Raw genomic sequence first — 15,551 nt, 5'->3', positions numbered from 1 at the left:
GGCTTGATGGCCCGGGGCGCCCCCTTTCGCGTATCCGGACTAGGCCGATCACACCCCCCTGAAGAGCGCCAATCGGGCAATAGCGATAATTAGTAGGATGAGCCGGTAACTGACTGGAGGGACGCATGGGAGCGATAGGTGAGCGGGGGACGCCGGAGGCGCGACCCGATGTGTCCGTAGGCGGGCCCATGGATGTGTCCGTGGATGTGCCCGTAGATGTGTCCGTAGTGGTGATCGTCTACAACGACGCCGAGCGGCTGCCGACCGCCGTACAGTCGGTGCTCGACCAGACGCTGCACGGCGTCGAGATCGTCATCGTCGACGACTGCAGCACGGACGACTCGTACGGGACGGCACAGCGCCTGGCCGCCGAGCACCCCGAGCGGATACGGGCCTACCAGCTGCCGGAGAACAGCGGCGCGGGCGGTGAGCCCCGCAACGTGGGCATCGGCCACACCGTCGGCACGCACGTGATGTTCCTCGACAGCGACGACGTCCTTGAGCGCAACGCCTGTCGCAACCTCCTCGAAGCCGCCGAGCGCGACGGCTCCGACATCGTCTCCGGGCTCTGCGTACGCCTTTCCATGGACACCCGCAACAAGAAGCGCGACCAGTGGTACCCCTGGCTCTACGCCACGACCCGCACCCTGGAGTCCGTCACCGAACTGCCCGACCTGTTCGTCTGGGACACGCTCTCCACGAACAAGCTCTACCGCCGTGACTTCCTCGTCGAGAACGCCCTCCGCTTCCCCAAGGGGATGTTCTACGAGGACCTGATGTTCATCGCCGAGGCCTACCTCGCGGCCGGGCGCATCACGCTCATCCCCAACCAGGTCTACTTCTGGCACGTCCACGAGCGCGCCGCCGCGAAGTCGGTGACCAACCGGCGCCACGAGATGACGAACTTCCAGCACCGCCTGGAGATCCACCGCCGGATCGACGCGCTGCTCGCGGCGCGCGGCCTCGACGAGCTGCGGCTCTTCAAGGACATCAAGTTCCTCAAGCACGACCTGGTGCTCCACCTGCGCGACCTGCCGTTCCGCGACGACTCCTACCGCCAGGAGTTCGCGGGCCTCGCCGGCGACTACCTCGCCGGGATCAACCGCGCCGCCTACGCCGAGGTGCAGCCCACCCAGGCCATCTGCGCCTACCTCCTGGCGCAGGGCGACTGGGAGAACCTCCTTCCCGCCGTCGACACCCTCACCAACCGCGACAAGATCTCCTCGCCGCTCGCCGAGCGGGACGGCCACGTGTACTGGTGCGCCGACCACCTCGACGACCCGTTCGGCCGCCAGGTCCTCGACGTGACCGCGCTCGGCTATCACAGCAAGCGCCTCGACCAGATGTTCCTGCGCAATGTGCTGACCGGCTACGAGGAGTCGGCCGGAGTCGTGAAGATGGCGGGCCGCATCACCAACCCGCTCGGCGTCGTCGGCCCGGACGCCGTGCTCACCGCCGAGCTGGAGTTCAGCGCCCGGCGCCGCAGCCTGCAGTCCTTCCGCTTCCCGGTCTCCGCCGTGCGCTACGAGGGGGAGAGCGTGACCTGGGAGGCCTCGGTCGACCTCGCGCGGGGGCTGCGCCCGCTCGGCGTCGTCGACGCGGTGTGGGACGTACGCCTCCACCTCGTCGCGGACGGCGTACGCACCCGGACGCGGCTCACCCCGAGCACTCCGGGTCTCGCCGAGGGAATGCTTCCGGTGCGGCCGAGGCTGACCCGGCTCGTCGCCGATCATCTGGAGCCCGAGGTCTCGCAGCGCGGGCACCTCGCGTTCCGGCTCGTCACGCGGGACGCGGCGGGCGGCCGGATCCAGGACCTGGTGGCGCGCGGCACGCAGGGCGCGCCGGGGCGGGTCGCCAAGTCCGGCTTCCGCAGGGCGAAGAAGCTCCGCAAGGACCTCACGTCCGGGCGGAGCAGACTGCGCGTGTACGACGAGGTGTTCAGCCGCCTGCCGGTGAAGAAGGGCACGGTCGTCTTCGAGAGCCACCTCGGCAAGCAGTACAGCGACAGCCCCCGGGCGATCTACGAGGAGATGCGCCGCCAGGGTCTCGACTTCGACGCCGTGTGGTCCTACGCCGGGAAGCCCGAGGGCTTCCCCGAGGACGCGACGCTGGTGCGGCGTTGGTCGTTGCCGTACCTCCGGGCCCTCGCGCAGGCCGAGTTCTGGGTCGACAACCAGAGTTACCCGCTCAAGCTCACCAAGCGTCCCGAGACGACGTACATACAGACCTGGCACGGCTCGGCGCTCAAGCGCATGGGCTTCGACGAGCCCGCCTGGAAGCTGCGCAGCAAGGCGCGGCAGGACGAGCAGGAGCGGGTGCTCGACCGCTTCGACCGCTTCCTCATCCGGTCCGAGCACGATGTGCGGACCCTTGCGAAGGCCTTGCGTCTCAAGGAGAAGGTGCTGCTCCGGGTCGGCTATCCGCGCAACGACGCCCTGGTGCGGGCGAAGCGGGCCGAGGACGCGAGCGGCGTGCGGGAACGCGGGCCGCTGGCAGCGGAGTTGGGCATCCCCGACGACAAACGGGTGCTGCTGTACGCGCCGACCTTCCGGCGGCACGGCGGTCGTTACGGGCGCTTCGAGCTGCCCTTCGACGTGGAGCGGTTCGCGGAGGAGTTCGGCGACCGGTATGTGCTGCTCGTGCGCTCGCACTACCTGAACCACGTGGTGCTCCCGCCGTCCGTGCGCGGACGCGTCATCGACGTCTCCGCACACCACGACGTCACACCGCTCTATCAGCTCGCCGATGCGATGATCACCGACTACTCGTCCGTGATGTTCGACTACGCCCTCCTCGACCGGCCGATGCTGTTCTTCACGTACGACTACGAGGAGTACGTCCACGAGGGGCGAGGAACGTACTTCGACCTGCGGGAACGGGCTCCGGGGCCGGTGCTCGACACCGAGGACGAGCTGTTCGGGGCGCTGAAATCGCTGAACGCGCTGGATGAACAGGCCCTTGAGTACCGGGCGGCGCGGGCGCGGTTCGTGGCCGAGTTCGGCGAGTACGACCGGGGCGATGCCGCCAAGAGCGTCGTGGATCAGTTCTTCTCGCACTGGAGCGGCAAGTGAAACGGGACATCTTCTTCGTCTCCAACAGCGTCAACGAGCTGGGCGGGATCACCAGTTGGTCCCATCAGATGGCCCGCCTCTTCGTCGAGCGCGGCCACCGCGTGCACGTCATCGGCATCACGGAGCCCGGCGAACCGCAGGACATCGGAACGGACCTGCCGTACCCCACCACGACCCTGTACGACGAGCATCCGCCGCGCGTCGGTCCGGCGCGCGGCATCAAGGGGCGGCTCAACGTGGCCGAACACCGGCTGCGCACGCGGCGCGCGGAGGGCATGCTGGAGCAGGCCGCCAAGCTGAGCGCCATGTTCGCGCAGGCCGGACCCGGCGCCGTCGTCATCGTCACCCAGGTGTGGGCGATGGAGTGGGTCGAACTCGCCGACACCGACGGTCTGTTGGTCATCGGCATGAGCCATGAGTCGTTCGGCTACTCGCGGTCGTCCTCGCGCGGCGCGCGCGTGCGCAAGCACTACAAGGAAATCGACCGGATGCTCGCGCTGACCCGCGAGGACGCCGACCTGTGGATCAGACAGGGCCTGGACAACGCGTCCTTCATGCCGAACCCGCTGCCGTTCATGCCCGATGTGCCCTCGCGGCGTACCGAGAAGGTCGTCACCAGCATCGGCCGCCTGCACGATCAGAAGGGCATCGACATGCTCCTCGACACCTGGGCGGAGGTCGCGCCGCTGCACCCGGACTGGAAGCTGCGGATCTACGGCTCCGGCGAGGACGAGGAGATACTCAAGAAGCAGTGCACGGCCCTCGGCCTCGACGGCTCCGTGGAGTGGATGGGGCGCACCAGCGATGTGCCGGGCGCGCTGCGGGGCGGATCGGTGTTCGTGCAGTCGTCGCGGGGCGAGGGGTTCCCGCTCGCGCTGATGGAGGCGATGGCCACCGCGGTGCCGTGCGCCGCCTTCGACTGCGCCCCCGGCGTGCACGAGATCGTCCAGGACGGCGTCGACGGGCTGCTCGCGCGGCTCGGGAACACGGGCGAACTGGCGCGCAGGCTCGACACGTTGATGTCCGACAAGGAGCTGCGGGACCGGATGGGGGAGCTGGCCAGGGTGAACATCCAGCGCTACACGACGGGTGAGGTCGTGCGGCGCTGGGAGGAGTTGTTCGCGTTCCTGGAGCGGTAGCCGGGCGGGGCGGCTCGGCTACTTCTTGCCGCCCGTGAAGCTCTCGTACTCCTTCAGTACGTCCTCGGTCGGGCCGTCCATGCGCAGCTCGCCGTGTTCGAGCCAGAGCACGCGCTCGCAGGTGTCGCGGATGGACTTGTTGTTGTGGCTGACCAGGAAGACCGTGCCCGCGCGCTTGCGCAGCTCGCGGATGCGGGCCTCCGAACGCTTCTGGAAGGAGCGGTCGCCGGTCGCGAGGGCCTCGTCGATGAGGAGTACGTCGTGGTCCTTGGCGGAGCCGATGGAGAAGCGGAGGCGTGCCGCCATGCCGGAGGAGTACGTGCGCATGGGGAGCGTGATGAAGTCGCCCTTCTCGTTGATGCCGGAGAAGTCGACGATGTCCTGGTAGCGCTCCTGGACCTGCTCGCGGGTCATGCCCATCGCCAGGCCGCCGAGGCGGACGTTGCGCTCGCCGGTCAGGTCGTTCATCAGGGCCGCGTTCACGCCGAGGAGCGAGGGCTGGCCGTCGGTGAAGATGCGGCCGTGCTCGACGGGCAGGAGCCCCGCGACCGCCTTCAGGAGGGTCGACTTGCCCGAGCCGTTCGTGCCGATCAGGCCGATGGCCTCGCCCTTGTGGGCGGTGAAGGAGACCTTCCTGACGGCGTGCACCTTGCGTACGCCGGACTCTTCGCCGCCCTTTCCGCCCTTGCCGCGCTTGAGGATGCGGCCGAGAGCGGCGGTCGCGCTGCCCCGGCCCGTGGGGGATCCCGCGCCGTGCACCCGGTAGACGATGTCGACCTCGTCGACGATGACCGTGGGGGCGGGGGTGGCGGTCGGTGCGGGGGTGTCGGTGGAGAGGTTTGTCTTTGCGAGGGTTGCTGTTGTTTCAGCCACGGCCGTACGTCTCCTCTGCCTTCCAGAAGTAGATGAATCCGCCGACTCCGGCGAGCAGCGCCCAGCCGACGGCCCACGCCCAGACGTGGTGCGGGAGCTGGTCCGCGTGGAAGCTGTCGATCAGCGCGAACCGCATCAGGTCGATGTAGACGGCGGCCGGGTTGCACTCCAGGAGGACCTGCAGCGCGTGCGGCAGGTGCTGGTCCTTGAGGACCGCGTCGATGCTCCACATCACGCCGGACACGTACATCCACGTACGCAGCACGAACGGCATCAGCTGGGCGATGTCCGGCGTCTTGCTGCCCAGGCGGGCCATCACGAGGGCCAGGCCCATGTTGAACGTGAACTGCAGGGTCAGGACCGGGAGCACCAGGAGCCAGGACAGCGTCGGCGGTACGCCGAAGCAGAGCAGGATCACGACAAGCGCGCACATGGAGAAGAGGAGCTGCTGGAGCTGTTGCAGGCAGTACGAGATCGGCAGCGCGGCCCGCGGGAAGTGCAGGGCGCGGACCAGGCCGAGGCTGCCGGCGATGGCGCGGGTGCCCGCCATCACGGAGCTCTGCGTGAACGTGAAGATGAAGACGCCGGTGACCAGGAACGGGACGTAGTCCGGGACGTCGTGCTTGGTGTTCATCAGCACGCCGAAGATGAAGTAGTAGACCGCCGCGTTCAGGAGCGGCGTCATCACCTGCCAGACCTGTCCGAGCTTCGCCTGGCTGTATTGGGCGGTGAGCTTGGCGGTCGCGAAGGCGGTGATGAAGTGGCGTCGCTGCCACAGCTGCCGGACATACGCGGGGAGCGTGGGGCGGGCACCGCTGACGGTCAGGCCGTACTGAGCCGCGAGCTCGGCGGGGTCGGGCGCGGCGACCGCGTCCGCGGTGCGGGATGGAGCGTCGAGGACCTGACTCACGTCCGCTGCTTTCACTCGGGAGCCATGGAGCATGGGGGTGCGTATTGGCGTGCGTACTGGCGTGCGCACTGGGGTGCGTACCGGCGTGCGTACTGGTGTCCCCACGTCGGGACGGGACCGTATCGTCGCCACGTCGAGAGTAGGGTCATTCAACGTCGGAACGCAACCGTATCGTCGTCACGTTCTATGCTGTCCGTATGACGACGAGCAGGCCAGGAGATGAACAGTCGCGCGAGCAGTCGCGCCGCAGAGCCCCCGCAGGGGCCGCGGTGCTCCGTGAGGATGTGACCGAGGCCATCAGGTCCGCCGTCTTCGAGGAGCTGGCGGCGGTCGGGTACGCGCGTATGTCCATCGAGGGCATCGCGCGCCGCGCGGGCGTCGGCAAGACCGCCGTCTACCGGCGCTGGCGCTCCAAGCTGCATCTCGTGCTCGACCTGGTGTCGGCGATAGCGGTCCAGGGCCTGCCGATGCCGGACAGCGGCTCTCTGGAGGGCGACCTGCGGCTGCTGTACGAGGTGACGTCGCGCGCCCTGCGCCACCCCGTGGCCTCGCAGGTGATCCCCGATCTGCAGGCGGAGGCGGCACGCAACCCGGAGATCGCGGAGGCCATGCAGAAGGCCCTGCGGGAGGGGCAGCACGGGGTGGCGAACGGCATCGTGCGGGCGGCAGTGGCGCGGGGCGAGGTGCGGGAGGGGGCCGACGAGGACCTGGCCCTCGACCTGGTGTCGGGCCCGCTCTACTGGCGCTCCGTGGTGGTGCGGGCCGAGCTGCCCAAGGGGTACCTGGGCAGTCTCGCGACGGCTACGGCGGCGGCGCTTCGGGCGCTGTGAGGGTTGGGCGTACTCAGGCGTGCTTCTCCCGCATCAGGAACAGGGCCGTGCCCGAGCCGAGTGTGGCGATGCCGGTGGCGATGCTGATCAGGACCTGCTGCACCCCGTCGAAGGCGAAGCTGGTGGAGACGTTGACGACCAGGGCGATCGCGAGGACGAGCCAGAGCAGGGCCTTCATGGCGGGGCCTTTCAAGTCGGAGGCGGGGCGCGGGTCGTGTCCCGCTGTGTGATCAACTCTCCCGGATCGCGGGCCGCGTGACGATGGTGTCCTCTCCCGGACCGGGGGTGTAGTGCGCTACACCCTCCCCCGGGGAGCGGCCTCGCCCGCGCGTGCGAACGGGGTCGCATAGCCTCATGACCCATGACCATGCGAGGCATGCGGGAGACAGTGCGACGGACGGAACGGGCCCTGGAACAGCTGGGCGCTGCGGCGCTCCTGTCCCTCGCGTCGTACCTCTTCATCGGGGTCATCCTCCTCACCCTCGTCACCACGCTCCTCGTCGTCGGCGCGGGCATCATGCCCGAGACGGTGCTGATGCTGCGTCGCATGGCGGGCTTCAAGCGGCGCCGCGTCGCCCTCTGGACGGGCAAGGAGATCCCCGAGGCGTACGTGCCGCTGACCGGCACACTCACCCACCGGGTGCGCGCGGGGGTCACGGACCCGGCGACGTACCGCGATCTGCGGTGGCTCGGCCTGCACTTCTTCTACGGCTGGCTGTTGTTGTACGTCGCCCTGCCGGTGTTCATCGTCGGGATGCTGGTCGACGGTGTCTGGTGCGGGCTGCTCGGCCGCCGCGCCGTGGTCCTTCCGCTGGTGGCGCGCATCGCCGATCTGGAAGCTCGGTGGTCGGGTGCGCTGCTCAAGGCGTCGCCCGAGGCGGAGCGGGCCGCGCGGCTCACCGAGCGGGTCGAGGAGCTGACCGTCACGCGGGCCGGCGCGGTCGCCGCGCACGGCGCCGAACTGCGCCGCATCGAACGGGACTTGCACGACGGTACGCAGGCGCGCCTCGTCTCGATGTCGATGCGGGTGGGGCTCGCGAGGCGCGCGTTCGACAAGGACCCCGAAGCGGCGCGGAAGCTCCTCGCCGATGTGCAGGACCAGGCCGAGGAGGCCCTGACCGAGCTGCGGCACGTCGTGCGCGGCATCCATCCGCCGATCCTGACGGACCGGGGCCTGGTGGGGGCGGTGCGGGCGCTGGCCGCGAGCAGCGGGCTCGATGTGGCCGTGCGCGCGGAGGGGGTCGAGGATGACGCGGTTCGTGCTCCGGCAGCAGTGGAGGCCGCCGCGTACTTCGTCGTCGCGGAGGCGCTGACCAACGCCGCCAAGCACAGTGGGGCGGAGCGGGCCTCCGTGGAACTTGTCCGGACGGGCGGGGTGTTGAGGATTTCGGTGCGTGACGAGGGGCGGGGCGGGGCCGACGACGCGGGCGGCACCGGGCTGCTCGGGATGCGGCGCCGGGTCGCCGCGCTCGACGGGACCGTGGAAGTGGCGAGCCCCGTCGGGGGGCCGACCGTGATCGAAGTGGAGCTGCCGTGCGCGTGGTGATCGCCGAGGACAATGCCTTGCTGCGGGAGGGGATGGTGCTGCTGCTGTCCTCCGCCGGGCACGAGGTGGTGGCGGTGGCGTCGAGCGGTCCCGAGGTGCTCCCTGCGCTTCTGGAGCACCGGCCCGATGCCGCCGTCCTGGACGTGCGGATGCCGCCGGGGTTCCGGGACGAGGGGTTGCGGGCCGCGCTCGCGGCCCGGGAACGGATTCCCGGCCTTCCGGTGCTCGTGCTCTCGCAGTACGTCGAGGAGACGTACGCCGCCGAGCTGTTGGGCGGGGGTGCGAGTGGCGTCGGGTATCTCCTGAAGGACCGGGTGGGGCGGGTCGACGAGTTCCTGGACGCGCTGGAGCGGGTGGCAGGGGGCGGCACCGCGCTTGACCCGGAGGTGGTCACGGAGCTGCTTACGCGGCGCAGGGACGACCCGCTGGACTCGCTGACGCCTCGGGAGCGGGAAGTGCTTCAGCTGATGGCTGAGGGGCGGGACAACGGGACGATCGCGTCGGCGCTGGTGGTGTCGGACCGCGCGGTGAGCAAGCACATCGGGAACGTGTTCGCGAAGCTGGGGCTGCCGCCGAGTGACAGCGGGCATCGGCGGGTGTTGGCCGTGCTGGCTTACTTGAACAGGGGGTAGGGCCGGGTCCGGGTCAGCTCGTGGTGCGGGTCCTGCGGTGCGGGTCCGTCTGTGGGGGCGGGGGCGCGCCGGTATGTCCGTCCTCGCCATCCGCTGGTGGGCGCTTGGCTGCTTCGGTCCCGGAGTACTGCGAACCGTGCTCCGGGCGGAAATACCGACACACCCCCTCACGTCTCGATGCCGACAGCGGGCGCGTGGGGCTCACTCATCGCCCTCTGCTTGTTCCCCCACGGGTGCATGCGGGGCAATCGGGCGGGTGGGAGGGAGAGCTTGTTCGTTGAGGTGGGGACGCGGGGTGAACGGGCGGGCGGGTGGGTGGGAGAGGACTGTTCGTACGGTCAACGCCCCTGCGAGGGATAGCGCCCCCGCAGCACCCGCCAGGCCGGCGGCAACGTGCCCGCGGCGGTGGTCGCCGTGACCACCAGAGCTATGAACCCCGCCTGCGTCACCGCCACGTGCGGCACCGTGCGCAGCATCCCCACGCTGAAGGCGAGTAGCGGGATCAGGGCCACCACCCCGCCCACCGCGAGGCCGGTGACCGCGGAGGCCGCCGCCTCCAGGCGCAGCATGCGGCGCAGTTGGCTCCGCCCCGCCCCGGCGAGCCGGAGGAGGGAGAGCTCGGGGCGCCGCCCGATGGTGATGAGGCACAGCGTGCTGAGGATGGCGATGACGGTGAAGCCGCCGATCGCTCCGACCGCCGCCACGGTCACCACCTCACCCAGCGCCCGGTCCTCCGGTTCGAGCAGCTCGGGCGCGGGGTCCCGTTCGACCCGCGCCCCGGGTGCGGCCGCCCGCAGGGCAGAGGCATCGGCGCCACTGCCGTCCGCAGCGACCAGGATCCGGTCCGCCGACCCCGGCGAGGACAGGTGACGTAGCAGCTGTTCCTGCGAGAAGAGGAAGGCGCCGAGCGCCAGTTCGCGCTCATACGTCGCCACCACCCTGAGCCGCGCCTCGACCCCGTCCCCGAACCGCACCGTCACCGTCGAGCCGGGGTGCGCGTCCAAGGAGCGAGCCTGGTCACGGCCCACCGCCACCGTGCCGGGGCGCAGCTCGCCGATGTCGCCGTCCCGGACGCCGGGGTCGAGGGTCCGGGCCAGGCCGTCGGGGGTGACGCCGAGCACCGGCAGGCGGTCGAGGCGGGGCGAGCCCGTCTCCCGGCGGGCCAGAACCACCGTGCTCTGCGTGACGCCGGTCGCTGCCGCCACCCCGGGTACCTCCCGGACCCGCTCCAGCGTGCCCTCGGGCAGGCCACCGCCCTCCGCGCTCACCGCGAAGTCCGCCCGCGCGGCGTCCCGCGCCTGCGTACCCGCCGCCTGCGTCACCGTCGCGCCCGCGGAGAGCTGGACCAGGATGAACGCCGTCACCAGGATGATCGGGGTGATCGCAGCACCCAACCGCCGTGCCGATGCCGTGCAGTTGGCCGCCGCGAGGTGACCTGCCGCACCGCCGAAGCGGCGCATCGGCGCCCCGAGCACCCGCATCGCGCCCTCGGCGATCCACGGACCGAGCAGCGCGCAGCCGATGGCGAGGACCACCGTCGCCGCACCGGCGGCAGCCGCCGCGGCCTCCCCGCGCTGGAGTGTGGCGGTGCCCGCCGAGCTCACACCGAGGAACAGCAGCACCAGGCCGGTGATCCTGCGGGCCGTGCCGGGAGCCGCCTCGCGCAGCGCCTCCGCGGGGCGTACCTTCGCGGTCCTCGCGCAGGCGATCAGCGCGGCCAGGCGGGCGACGAGAAGCGTCAGGCCCGCGGTGGCGAGGGGAGCGGGCAACAGCCAAGGGGGGAGGGGTAGTTCGAGGCCGGGCGGGAGCGCGTCACGCGCGTCGAGGAGTTCGCGGAGGCCGAGAAAGGCGGGGATCGCCGCGACCGCCCCCACAAGCCCCGCCACCGTCGCGACCCGGCCGACCTCCCGGCCCACCGCCCCCCGCAGCTGCCCCGGCGTGGCACCGACCGCCCGCAAGAGGCCCAGTTCGCGCGAGCGTTGCTGCAGTGCCTGCACGATCGTCGACGACACGACGAGCAGTGCGATGAGTACGACGGTGCCTGCCACGGAGCCGAGCAGCGCGAGCATGCCCGCGCGGGCGGGGGCGGCGTGGAGGAATTCGGCGCCTCCGCGCCCGTCCCCGGTCAGGACGCGCAGCCCGGCGCTGTCCCCGTCCGCCCGGTGCCCCACGCTCTTGAGTTTCGCGGTGTCCAGAGCGTGCCGCACGCGCGCGTGGAGGGTGGATGTACTGGTGCCGGACTCCGCCGTGACGCCTATCGCCGCCACCGACCCGGGGCGACCGGCAAGGCGGTGGGCCTCGGCGGTGGTGAAGTAGACGGCGGCGCGCGGGCCTTCGGCTACCCCGGTCACCTTGTACGTCGCGTCGGTGCCGGACGTGCGGACGGTGATGCGGTCGCCGACGCGGGCCGTCCCCTCGCCCACGACGACCTCGCGGGCGCGCTCCGGTCCGCCCCCGTCTCGTAGGGCATGGGGAGCCAGCCGGGCGGCACTCCACGGCCGCCCGGTGGCCTCGCCGCCATGTACGCCCGCCACGCCCACCTGGAAGACCTCGTCGGCGATGGCCGAACGGACGCCGGGGACCTCGCGCACGGCCTTGAGCGCTGTCTGCGGGACCCGCACGCGCTCGGTCAGGCCCGCTGTCGCCGTCTCGGGCTCGCTGCCCCACGGCTTCGCCGTGAAGCGGGTGTTCTGGTCGCCGGTGACGACGAGGTCGGCCCCGGCGTAGCGCTCCACGCGCGCGTGCCCGAGTCCGGCCGATGCGAGTGCCAGGCCGAAGGAGCCGAGGAGGAGGGAGGTGAGGGCGAGCGAGGCGAAGACCGCTGCCCAGGCCTTGCGGTGCATGCGGGCGGCGCGCGAGGCCAGGAGCCGGGTGACACTCGGGTTCGCCGCCATCACGCCGATGCTCCCTTCAAGTTCCGCATGATGCCGTGCACTTGCTCGCTGTCCGGCTGGAGGAGCCGGTTGGCGACGTGACCGTCGGCGAGGAAGAGGGCCTCGTCCGCCCAGGCCGCGGCGGCCGGGTCGTGGGTCACCATCACCACGGTGTGGCCGTCCTGGTCGACGGCCTGGCGCAGCAGCGCGAGCACGCCGTGTGCGGTGACGGGGTCGAGGGCGCCGGTGGGCTCGTCGGCGAAGACGACTTCGGGCCTGGTGACGAGGGCGCGGGCGATGGCCACGCGTTGTTGCTGGCCGCCGGAGAGTTCGGCCGGGCGGTCGTTCCCGCGGTCGCCGAGCCCGACTTCGGCGAGGCCGAGCGCGACGCGGTCGTCGTCGGGCTCGCCGCCCAGGAGCAGCGGCAGGGCGACGTTCTCGGCGACGCTGAGCGAGGGCACGAGGTTGTGGGCCTGGAACACGAACCCGACGCGTTCGCGCCGCAGCCGGGTGAGTGCGGCTTCCTTGAGGGAGCCGATGTCCACGCCCCCGATGCGTACGGTCCCGGCGCTTGGCCGGTCGAGCCCGGCGGCGCACTGCAGCAGCGTGGACTTGCCGGACCCGGAGGGCCCCATCACGGCGAGGAACCTGCCGCGGGGGAGGGTCAGTCGGAGGGGCGCGAGTGCGGCGGGCCCGCCGCGCCGGTAGGTCCGGGTCACCCCTTCGAGACTGAGTGCCTCGGTGGCACCCGAGGGGCCGCTTTCCAGGGTTCCTGCCACGGAACCTTGCCGCCTGAACATCGCTGAGAGCTCCCTGCCGCCGACCGTCACTGCCACCGGAAACGCTAGGCAGCGAGGACCGCGGGAACGAGAGAGCGCGGTCCCGGAACGGGGGTGTAGCGGGGTCCACCAGGGGCGGGGGTGCGGGCGTGAGGGTTACTCCCGCGCCGCCCCCGGATGCGTCCGCACCCATCCCGCCCACGCCGACGCGACCATCTCGCGCACGTCCCGCTTGGCCGACCAGCCGAGTTCCGCGGCGATGCGGTCCGCCGACGCCACGACGCGGGCCGGGTCGCCGGGGCGGCGGGGGGCCACGGTGGGCGCGCGGTCGTAGCCCGCGACCTCGTTGATCAGGGTGGCCATCTCCTGGACCGAGACGCCCTCGCCGCGGCCGATGTTGAGCGTCAGGTCGGTGCCGCGCGGTGCCGTGGCCAGCTTGCGGGCCGTCGCCACATGGGCCTCCGCGATGTCGACCACGTGGATGTAGTCGCGTACGCACGTGCCGTCCGGCGTCGGGTAGTCCGCGCCGAAGACGCGCGGGGCCTCGCCGTCCGTGAGCTTCTCGAAGACCATCGGGACCAGGTTGAAGACGCCCGTGTCGGCCAGGTCGGCGCTCGCCGCGCCCGCCACGTTGAAGTACCGGAGCGACGCCGTGGACAGGCCGTGCGCCCGGCCCGTGGCGCGGACGAGCCACTCGCCCGCCAGCTTCGTCTCGCCGTACGGGCTCATCGGGAGGCAGGGGGTCTCCTCCGTCACCAGGTCCACGTCGGGCATGCCGTACACCGCGGCCGACGAGGAGAAGACGAAGGAGGCGACACCGGCCTCGGTCACCGCCGAGAGCAGGACCCGCAGGCCCTCCACGTTCTCGTGGTAGTAGTGCAGCGGCATCTCCACCGACTCGCCCACCTGCTTCTTCCCCGCCAGGTGCACGACACCGGTGACGGCGTGCTCCGTCAGCGTGCGGGACAGCAGGTCCGCGTCGAGGGTCGACCCTGTCACCAGCGGTACGCCGTCCGGGACGCGCTCGGCGATGCCCGTGGACAGGTCGTCGTAGACCACGGCCCGCTCGCCCGCCTCCGTCATGGCGCGGACCACGTGGGCTCCGATGTAGCCGGCCCCGCCGGTGATCAGCCAGGTCATCGTCAGTCAGCCAGCCTTCTCTGTCGTCAGCGGTTCGGACGTGCAGTCTCGCAGAGCCCCGTGTACGGGCGACGTCAGCGCCCGCCGACGCCCGCCCACCGCGCAAGGCGTCTGCGCGCCACCCCCGCCACGCCCCGCAACCCCGGCGCGAGCCGCACCGCGAGGTTCCCCGCCTGTGTCGCGTACGGCTGGGCGAGCAGGAGGCCCCGGCGCGACGGCAGTGCCGTGCGCCGCAGCAGGCCCGGGCCCGCGACCGCCCGCGCCGTCGTCTCGCGCGCCGTACCGTCGCCGAAGTGGAGGCGCAGCCGCAGGTCCCATACGCCGCCGCCGAGCGAGCCCAGGTCCAGGACGACGTCCGTCAGCCAGGTGCCACCGCCTTCTGAGGGATTGAACGCGGTCGTGCGGCGCAGCACCGGGCCCTCGCCGTTCCTCGGCGCGAGCTCCACGTCGACCGTGGTCGGGCCCGCGTCGGCCACCCGCCCGTACAGCTCGTGCAGCCGCAGCGTCAGGCGGCTGCCGTGCGCCCGGGGACGCAGTTCGGCGTCCACCGCCAGCGGGAGCAGACGGATGGGGCGTACGAGGAGGTGTTCCAGGGTGACCTGGGGGAGGTCGGGGGACCAGAGCGGGGTGGTGCCGTCGGGCGAGCGCGCGTACGGGGGTGAGAGGCGCGCGGGGCGGGCCGCCACCTCCTGGAGGCGGGGCAGGTCGCGCGGCTCGGGGGACGCCAGGATCACGCGGGCGATGATCCTGCCCGGCGCGGGCGCCGCGTCCAGGTCGGCCGTGTCGAAGGTCGCGAGGTACGCGCGCGTGGCCGTCCACCACTCCTTGCGGTACTCGGGGCTGCGCGCGGTGAGCTCACGCGCGTACATCCGCAGGCTGTGGTCGACGAACTTCGCGCGGGAGGCCTGCGCGAGCCGTTTGCCCGCCGTGCCCGTCGGGCTCCGCGCCTCGCGGAGGATGTCGACCGACAGGCGGTGGGCCTCCATACGGGCCTGCCAGTTGTCGATGCCGGAGCGGTCGAGGGAGATCGACAGTTTGGCCGCCGTGCGGCGCACGTTCCACACGTAGACGTGGTCGGTGATCAGCGCGATGCGCGGGCCCGCCGCGAGGACGCGCGCCGTGAAGACGAAGTCCTCGTACGTGAAGCGGCCCTCGGGGAAGCGGAGGGCGTGTCGTCGGAGGAAATCCATGCGGTAGAGCTTGTTGACGCAGAGCGTGTCGTGGACCAGGCGGGTGCGCAGCTCGGGGCGGGCGATGAAGAGGGCCTTCTTGTAGAGCATGGGCTGCCAGGGGGCCTCGCATCCGGAGGGCAGTTCGCGGCGTACGCACAGGCCGGTGACCACCTCGGCGTCGTGGCGTGCGGCGGCCTTGAGGAGGGCGTCCACCGCGCCGGGCGGCAGGACGTCGTCGCTGTCGAGGAACATCACGTACGCGGACGTCGTGGCCTCGATCCCGTCGTTGCGGGGAGTGCCGCAGCCGCCGCTGTTCTCGGCGCGGCGGATGGGCTTGACGCGCGGATCCTCCTGGGCGAGCGCCGCGAGGAGCGCGCCGCTGTCGTCCGTCGAGCAGTCGTCGACGGCGATCACCTCGCGGACGGCGGGGCCCTGGGCGAGCGCCGAGCGCACCGCGTCCGCGAGGTGCGCGGCGTCGTTGTAGCCGATCACGACGACGCAGACCTGGGGCGACGGGGGCGAGAGAGACAGAAAGGGATCCACGGGGGAAATTTTAGAGGTTGCTGGTAATTATCCGATTAGGGGG

Annotated in this window: 12 protein-coding genes; 5 read left to right on the top strand and 7 right to left on the bottom strand. The window is 71.4% G+C overall.

Translation table 11 applies throughout. The features are described 5' to 3' along the window. Nucleotides 1-188: 188 nt before the first annotated feature. Nucleotides 189-3,071, top strand: coding sequence for a CDP-glycerol glycerophosphotransferase family protein (locus ACFQ7F_RS10775; protein WP_383269097.1), 2,883 nt, complete (start codon nucleotides 189-191; stop codon nucleotides 3,069-3,071). After that, nucleotides 3,068-4,210 (top strand): glycosyltransferase, encoded by a 1,143-nt coding sequence (locus ACFQ7F_RS10770; RefSeq protein WP_383269096.1) that lies wholly within the window; start codon nucleotides 3,068-3,070, stop codon nucleotides 4,208-4,210. The genes ACFQ7F_RS10775 and ACFQ7F_RS10770 overlap by 4 nt, the downstream gene beginning before the upstream one ends. Nucleotides 4,211-4,228: 18 nt before the next feature. Here the strand turns inward: ACFQ7F_RS10770 and ACFQ7F_RS10765 are convergent, their stop codons facing one another. Next, nucleotides 4,229-5,083: an ABC transporter ATP-binding protein gene (locus tag ACFQ7F_RS10765; protein ID WP_383269094.1), complete on the bottom strand. Its 855-nt coding sequence runs from the start codon at nucleotides 5,081-5,083 to the stop codon at nucleotides 4,229-4,231. Continuing rightward, on the bottom strand, nucleotides 5,076-5,993 hold the full coding sequence (locus ACFQ7F_RS10760; RefSeq protein WP_383269092.1) for an ABC transporter permease: 918 nt from the start codon (nucleotides 5,991-5,993) through the stop codon (nucleotides 5,076-5,078). The genes ACFQ7F_RS10765 and ACFQ7F_RS10760 overlap by 8 nt, the downstream gene beginning before the upstream one ends. Before the next feature lie 197 nt (nucleotides 5,994-6,190). Between ACFQ7F_RS10760 and ACFQ7F_RS10755 the strand changes: the two genes are divergently transcribed. After that, a complete protein-coding gene (locus ACFQ7F_RS10755) occupies nucleotides 6,191-6,823 on the top strand; it encodes a TetR/AcrR family transcriptional regulator (RefSeq protein ID WP_383269090.1) in 633 nt (210 codons plus the stop codon). Between the two features lie 13 nt (nucleotides 6,824-6,836). On the opposite strand, the gene ACFQ7F_RS10750 is transcribed toward ACFQ7F_RS10755, so the two are convergent. Continuing rightward, nucleotides 6,837-7,001 (bottom strand): hypothetical protein, encoded by a 165-nt coding sequence (locus ACFQ7F_RS10750; RefSeq protein WP_383269088.1) that lies wholly within the window; start codon nucleotides 6,999-7,001, stop codon nucleotides 6,837-6,839. A 198-nt stretch (nucleotides 7,002-7,199) separates the two neighbouring features. Between ACFQ7F_RS10750 and ACFQ7F_RS10745 the strand changes: the two genes are divergently transcribed. Both ACFQ7F_RS10745 and ACFQ7F_RS10740 read left to right on the top strand, forming a co-directional pair. Further along, nucleotides 7,200-8,369: a histidine kinase gene (locus tag ACFQ7F_RS10745; RefSeq protein ID WP_383269086.1), complete on the top strand. Its 1,170-nt coding sequence runs from the start codon at nucleotides 7,200-7,202 to the stop codon at nucleotides 8,367-8,369. Further along, a complete protein-coding gene (locus ACFQ7F_RS10740; protein ID WP_383269084.1) occupies nucleotides 8,357-9,001 on the top strand; it encodes a response regulator in 645 nt (214 codons plus the stop codon). The genes ACFQ7F_RS10745 and ACFQ7F_RS10740 overlap by 13 nt, the downstream gene beginning before the upstream one ends. Before the next feature lie 338 nt (nucleotides 9,002-9,339). Here ACFQ7F_RS10740 and ACFQ7F_RS10735 read toward each other — a convergent pair whose 3' ends face one another. From ACFQ7F_RS10735 to ACFQ7F_RS10720, 4 genes are all read right to left on the bottom strand, one after another. Continuing rightward, nucleotides 9,340-11,895 carry an ABC transporter permease gene (locus tag ACFQ7F_RS10735; RefSeq protein ID WP_383269082.1) on the bottom strand — a complete coding sequence of 852 codons (2,556 nt, stop codon included), beginning with the start codon at nucleotides 11,893-11,895 and terminating at the stop codon, nucleotides 9,340-9,342. Further along, on the bottom strand, nucleotides 11,895-12,674 hold the full coding sequence (locus ACFQ7F_RS10730; protein WP_383269080.1) for an ABC transporter ATP-binding protein: 780 nt from the start codon (nucleotides 12,672-12,674) through the stop codon (nucleotides 11,895-11,897). Before ACFQ7F_RS10730 ends, ACFQ7F_RS10735 begins: the two co-directional genes overlap by 1 nt. A gap of 135 nt (nucleotides 12,675-12,809) precedes the next feature. Beyond that, nucleotides 12,810-13,793: a UDP-glucose 4-epimerase GalE gene (gene galE, locus ACFQ7F_RS10725; RefSeq protein WP_383269079.1), complete on the bottom strand. Its 984-nt coding sequence runs from the start codon at nucleotides 13,791-13,793 to the stop codon at nucleotides 12,810-12,812. 74 nt (nucleotides 13,794-13,867) lie between these two features. Then, complete coding sequence (locus tag ACFQ7F_RS10720; protein WP_383269077.1) at nucleotides 13,868-15,508, bottom strand: glycosyltransferase family 2 protein; 1,641 nt, start codon at nucleotides 15,506-15,508, stop codon at nucleotides 13,868-13,870. Nucleotides 15,509-15,551: the final 43 nt, after the last annotated feature.

Origin of the sequence: Streptomyces sp. NPDC056486, assembly GCF_042795295.1 — a bacterium.
Classification (GTDB): domain Bacteria; phylum Actinomycetota; class Actinomycetes; order Streptomycetales; family Streptomycetaceae; genus Streptomyces.
Note: the sequence above shows the minus strand (reverse complement) of the source record. Positions and strands in the feature narration are given on the sequence as shown.

Coding starts and splice junctions, on each gene's coding strand:
- ACFQ7F_RS10775 (WP_383269097.1), top strand. CDS start 189: ATGGATGTGTCCGTGGATGTGCCCGTAGATGTGTCCGTAGTGGTGATC.
- ACFQ7F_RS10755 (WP_383269090.1), top strand. CDS start 6,191: ATGACGACGAGCAGGCCAGGAGATGAACAGTCGCGCGAGCAGTCGCGC.
- ACFQ7F_RS10750 (WP_383269088.1), bottom strand. CDS start 7,001: ATGAAGGCCCTGCTCTGGCTCGTCCTCGCGATCGCCCTGGTCGTCAAC.
- ACFQ7F_RS10730 (WP_383269080.1), bottom strand. CDS start 12,674: ATGTTCAGGCGGCAAGGTTCCGTGGCAGGAACCCTGGAAAGCGGCCCC.
- ACFQ7F_RS10745 (WP_383269086.1), top strand. CDS start 7,200: ATGCGGGAGACAGTGCGACGGACGGAACGGGCCCTGGAACAGCTGGGC.
- ACFQ7F_RS10735 (WP_383269082.1), bottom strand. CDS start 11,895: ATGGCGGCGAACCCGAGTGTCACCCGGCTCCTGGCCTCGCGCGCCGCC.
- galE (WP_383269079.1), bottom strand. CDS start 13,793: ATGACCTGGCTGATCACCGGCGGGGCCGGCTACATCGGAGCCCACGTG.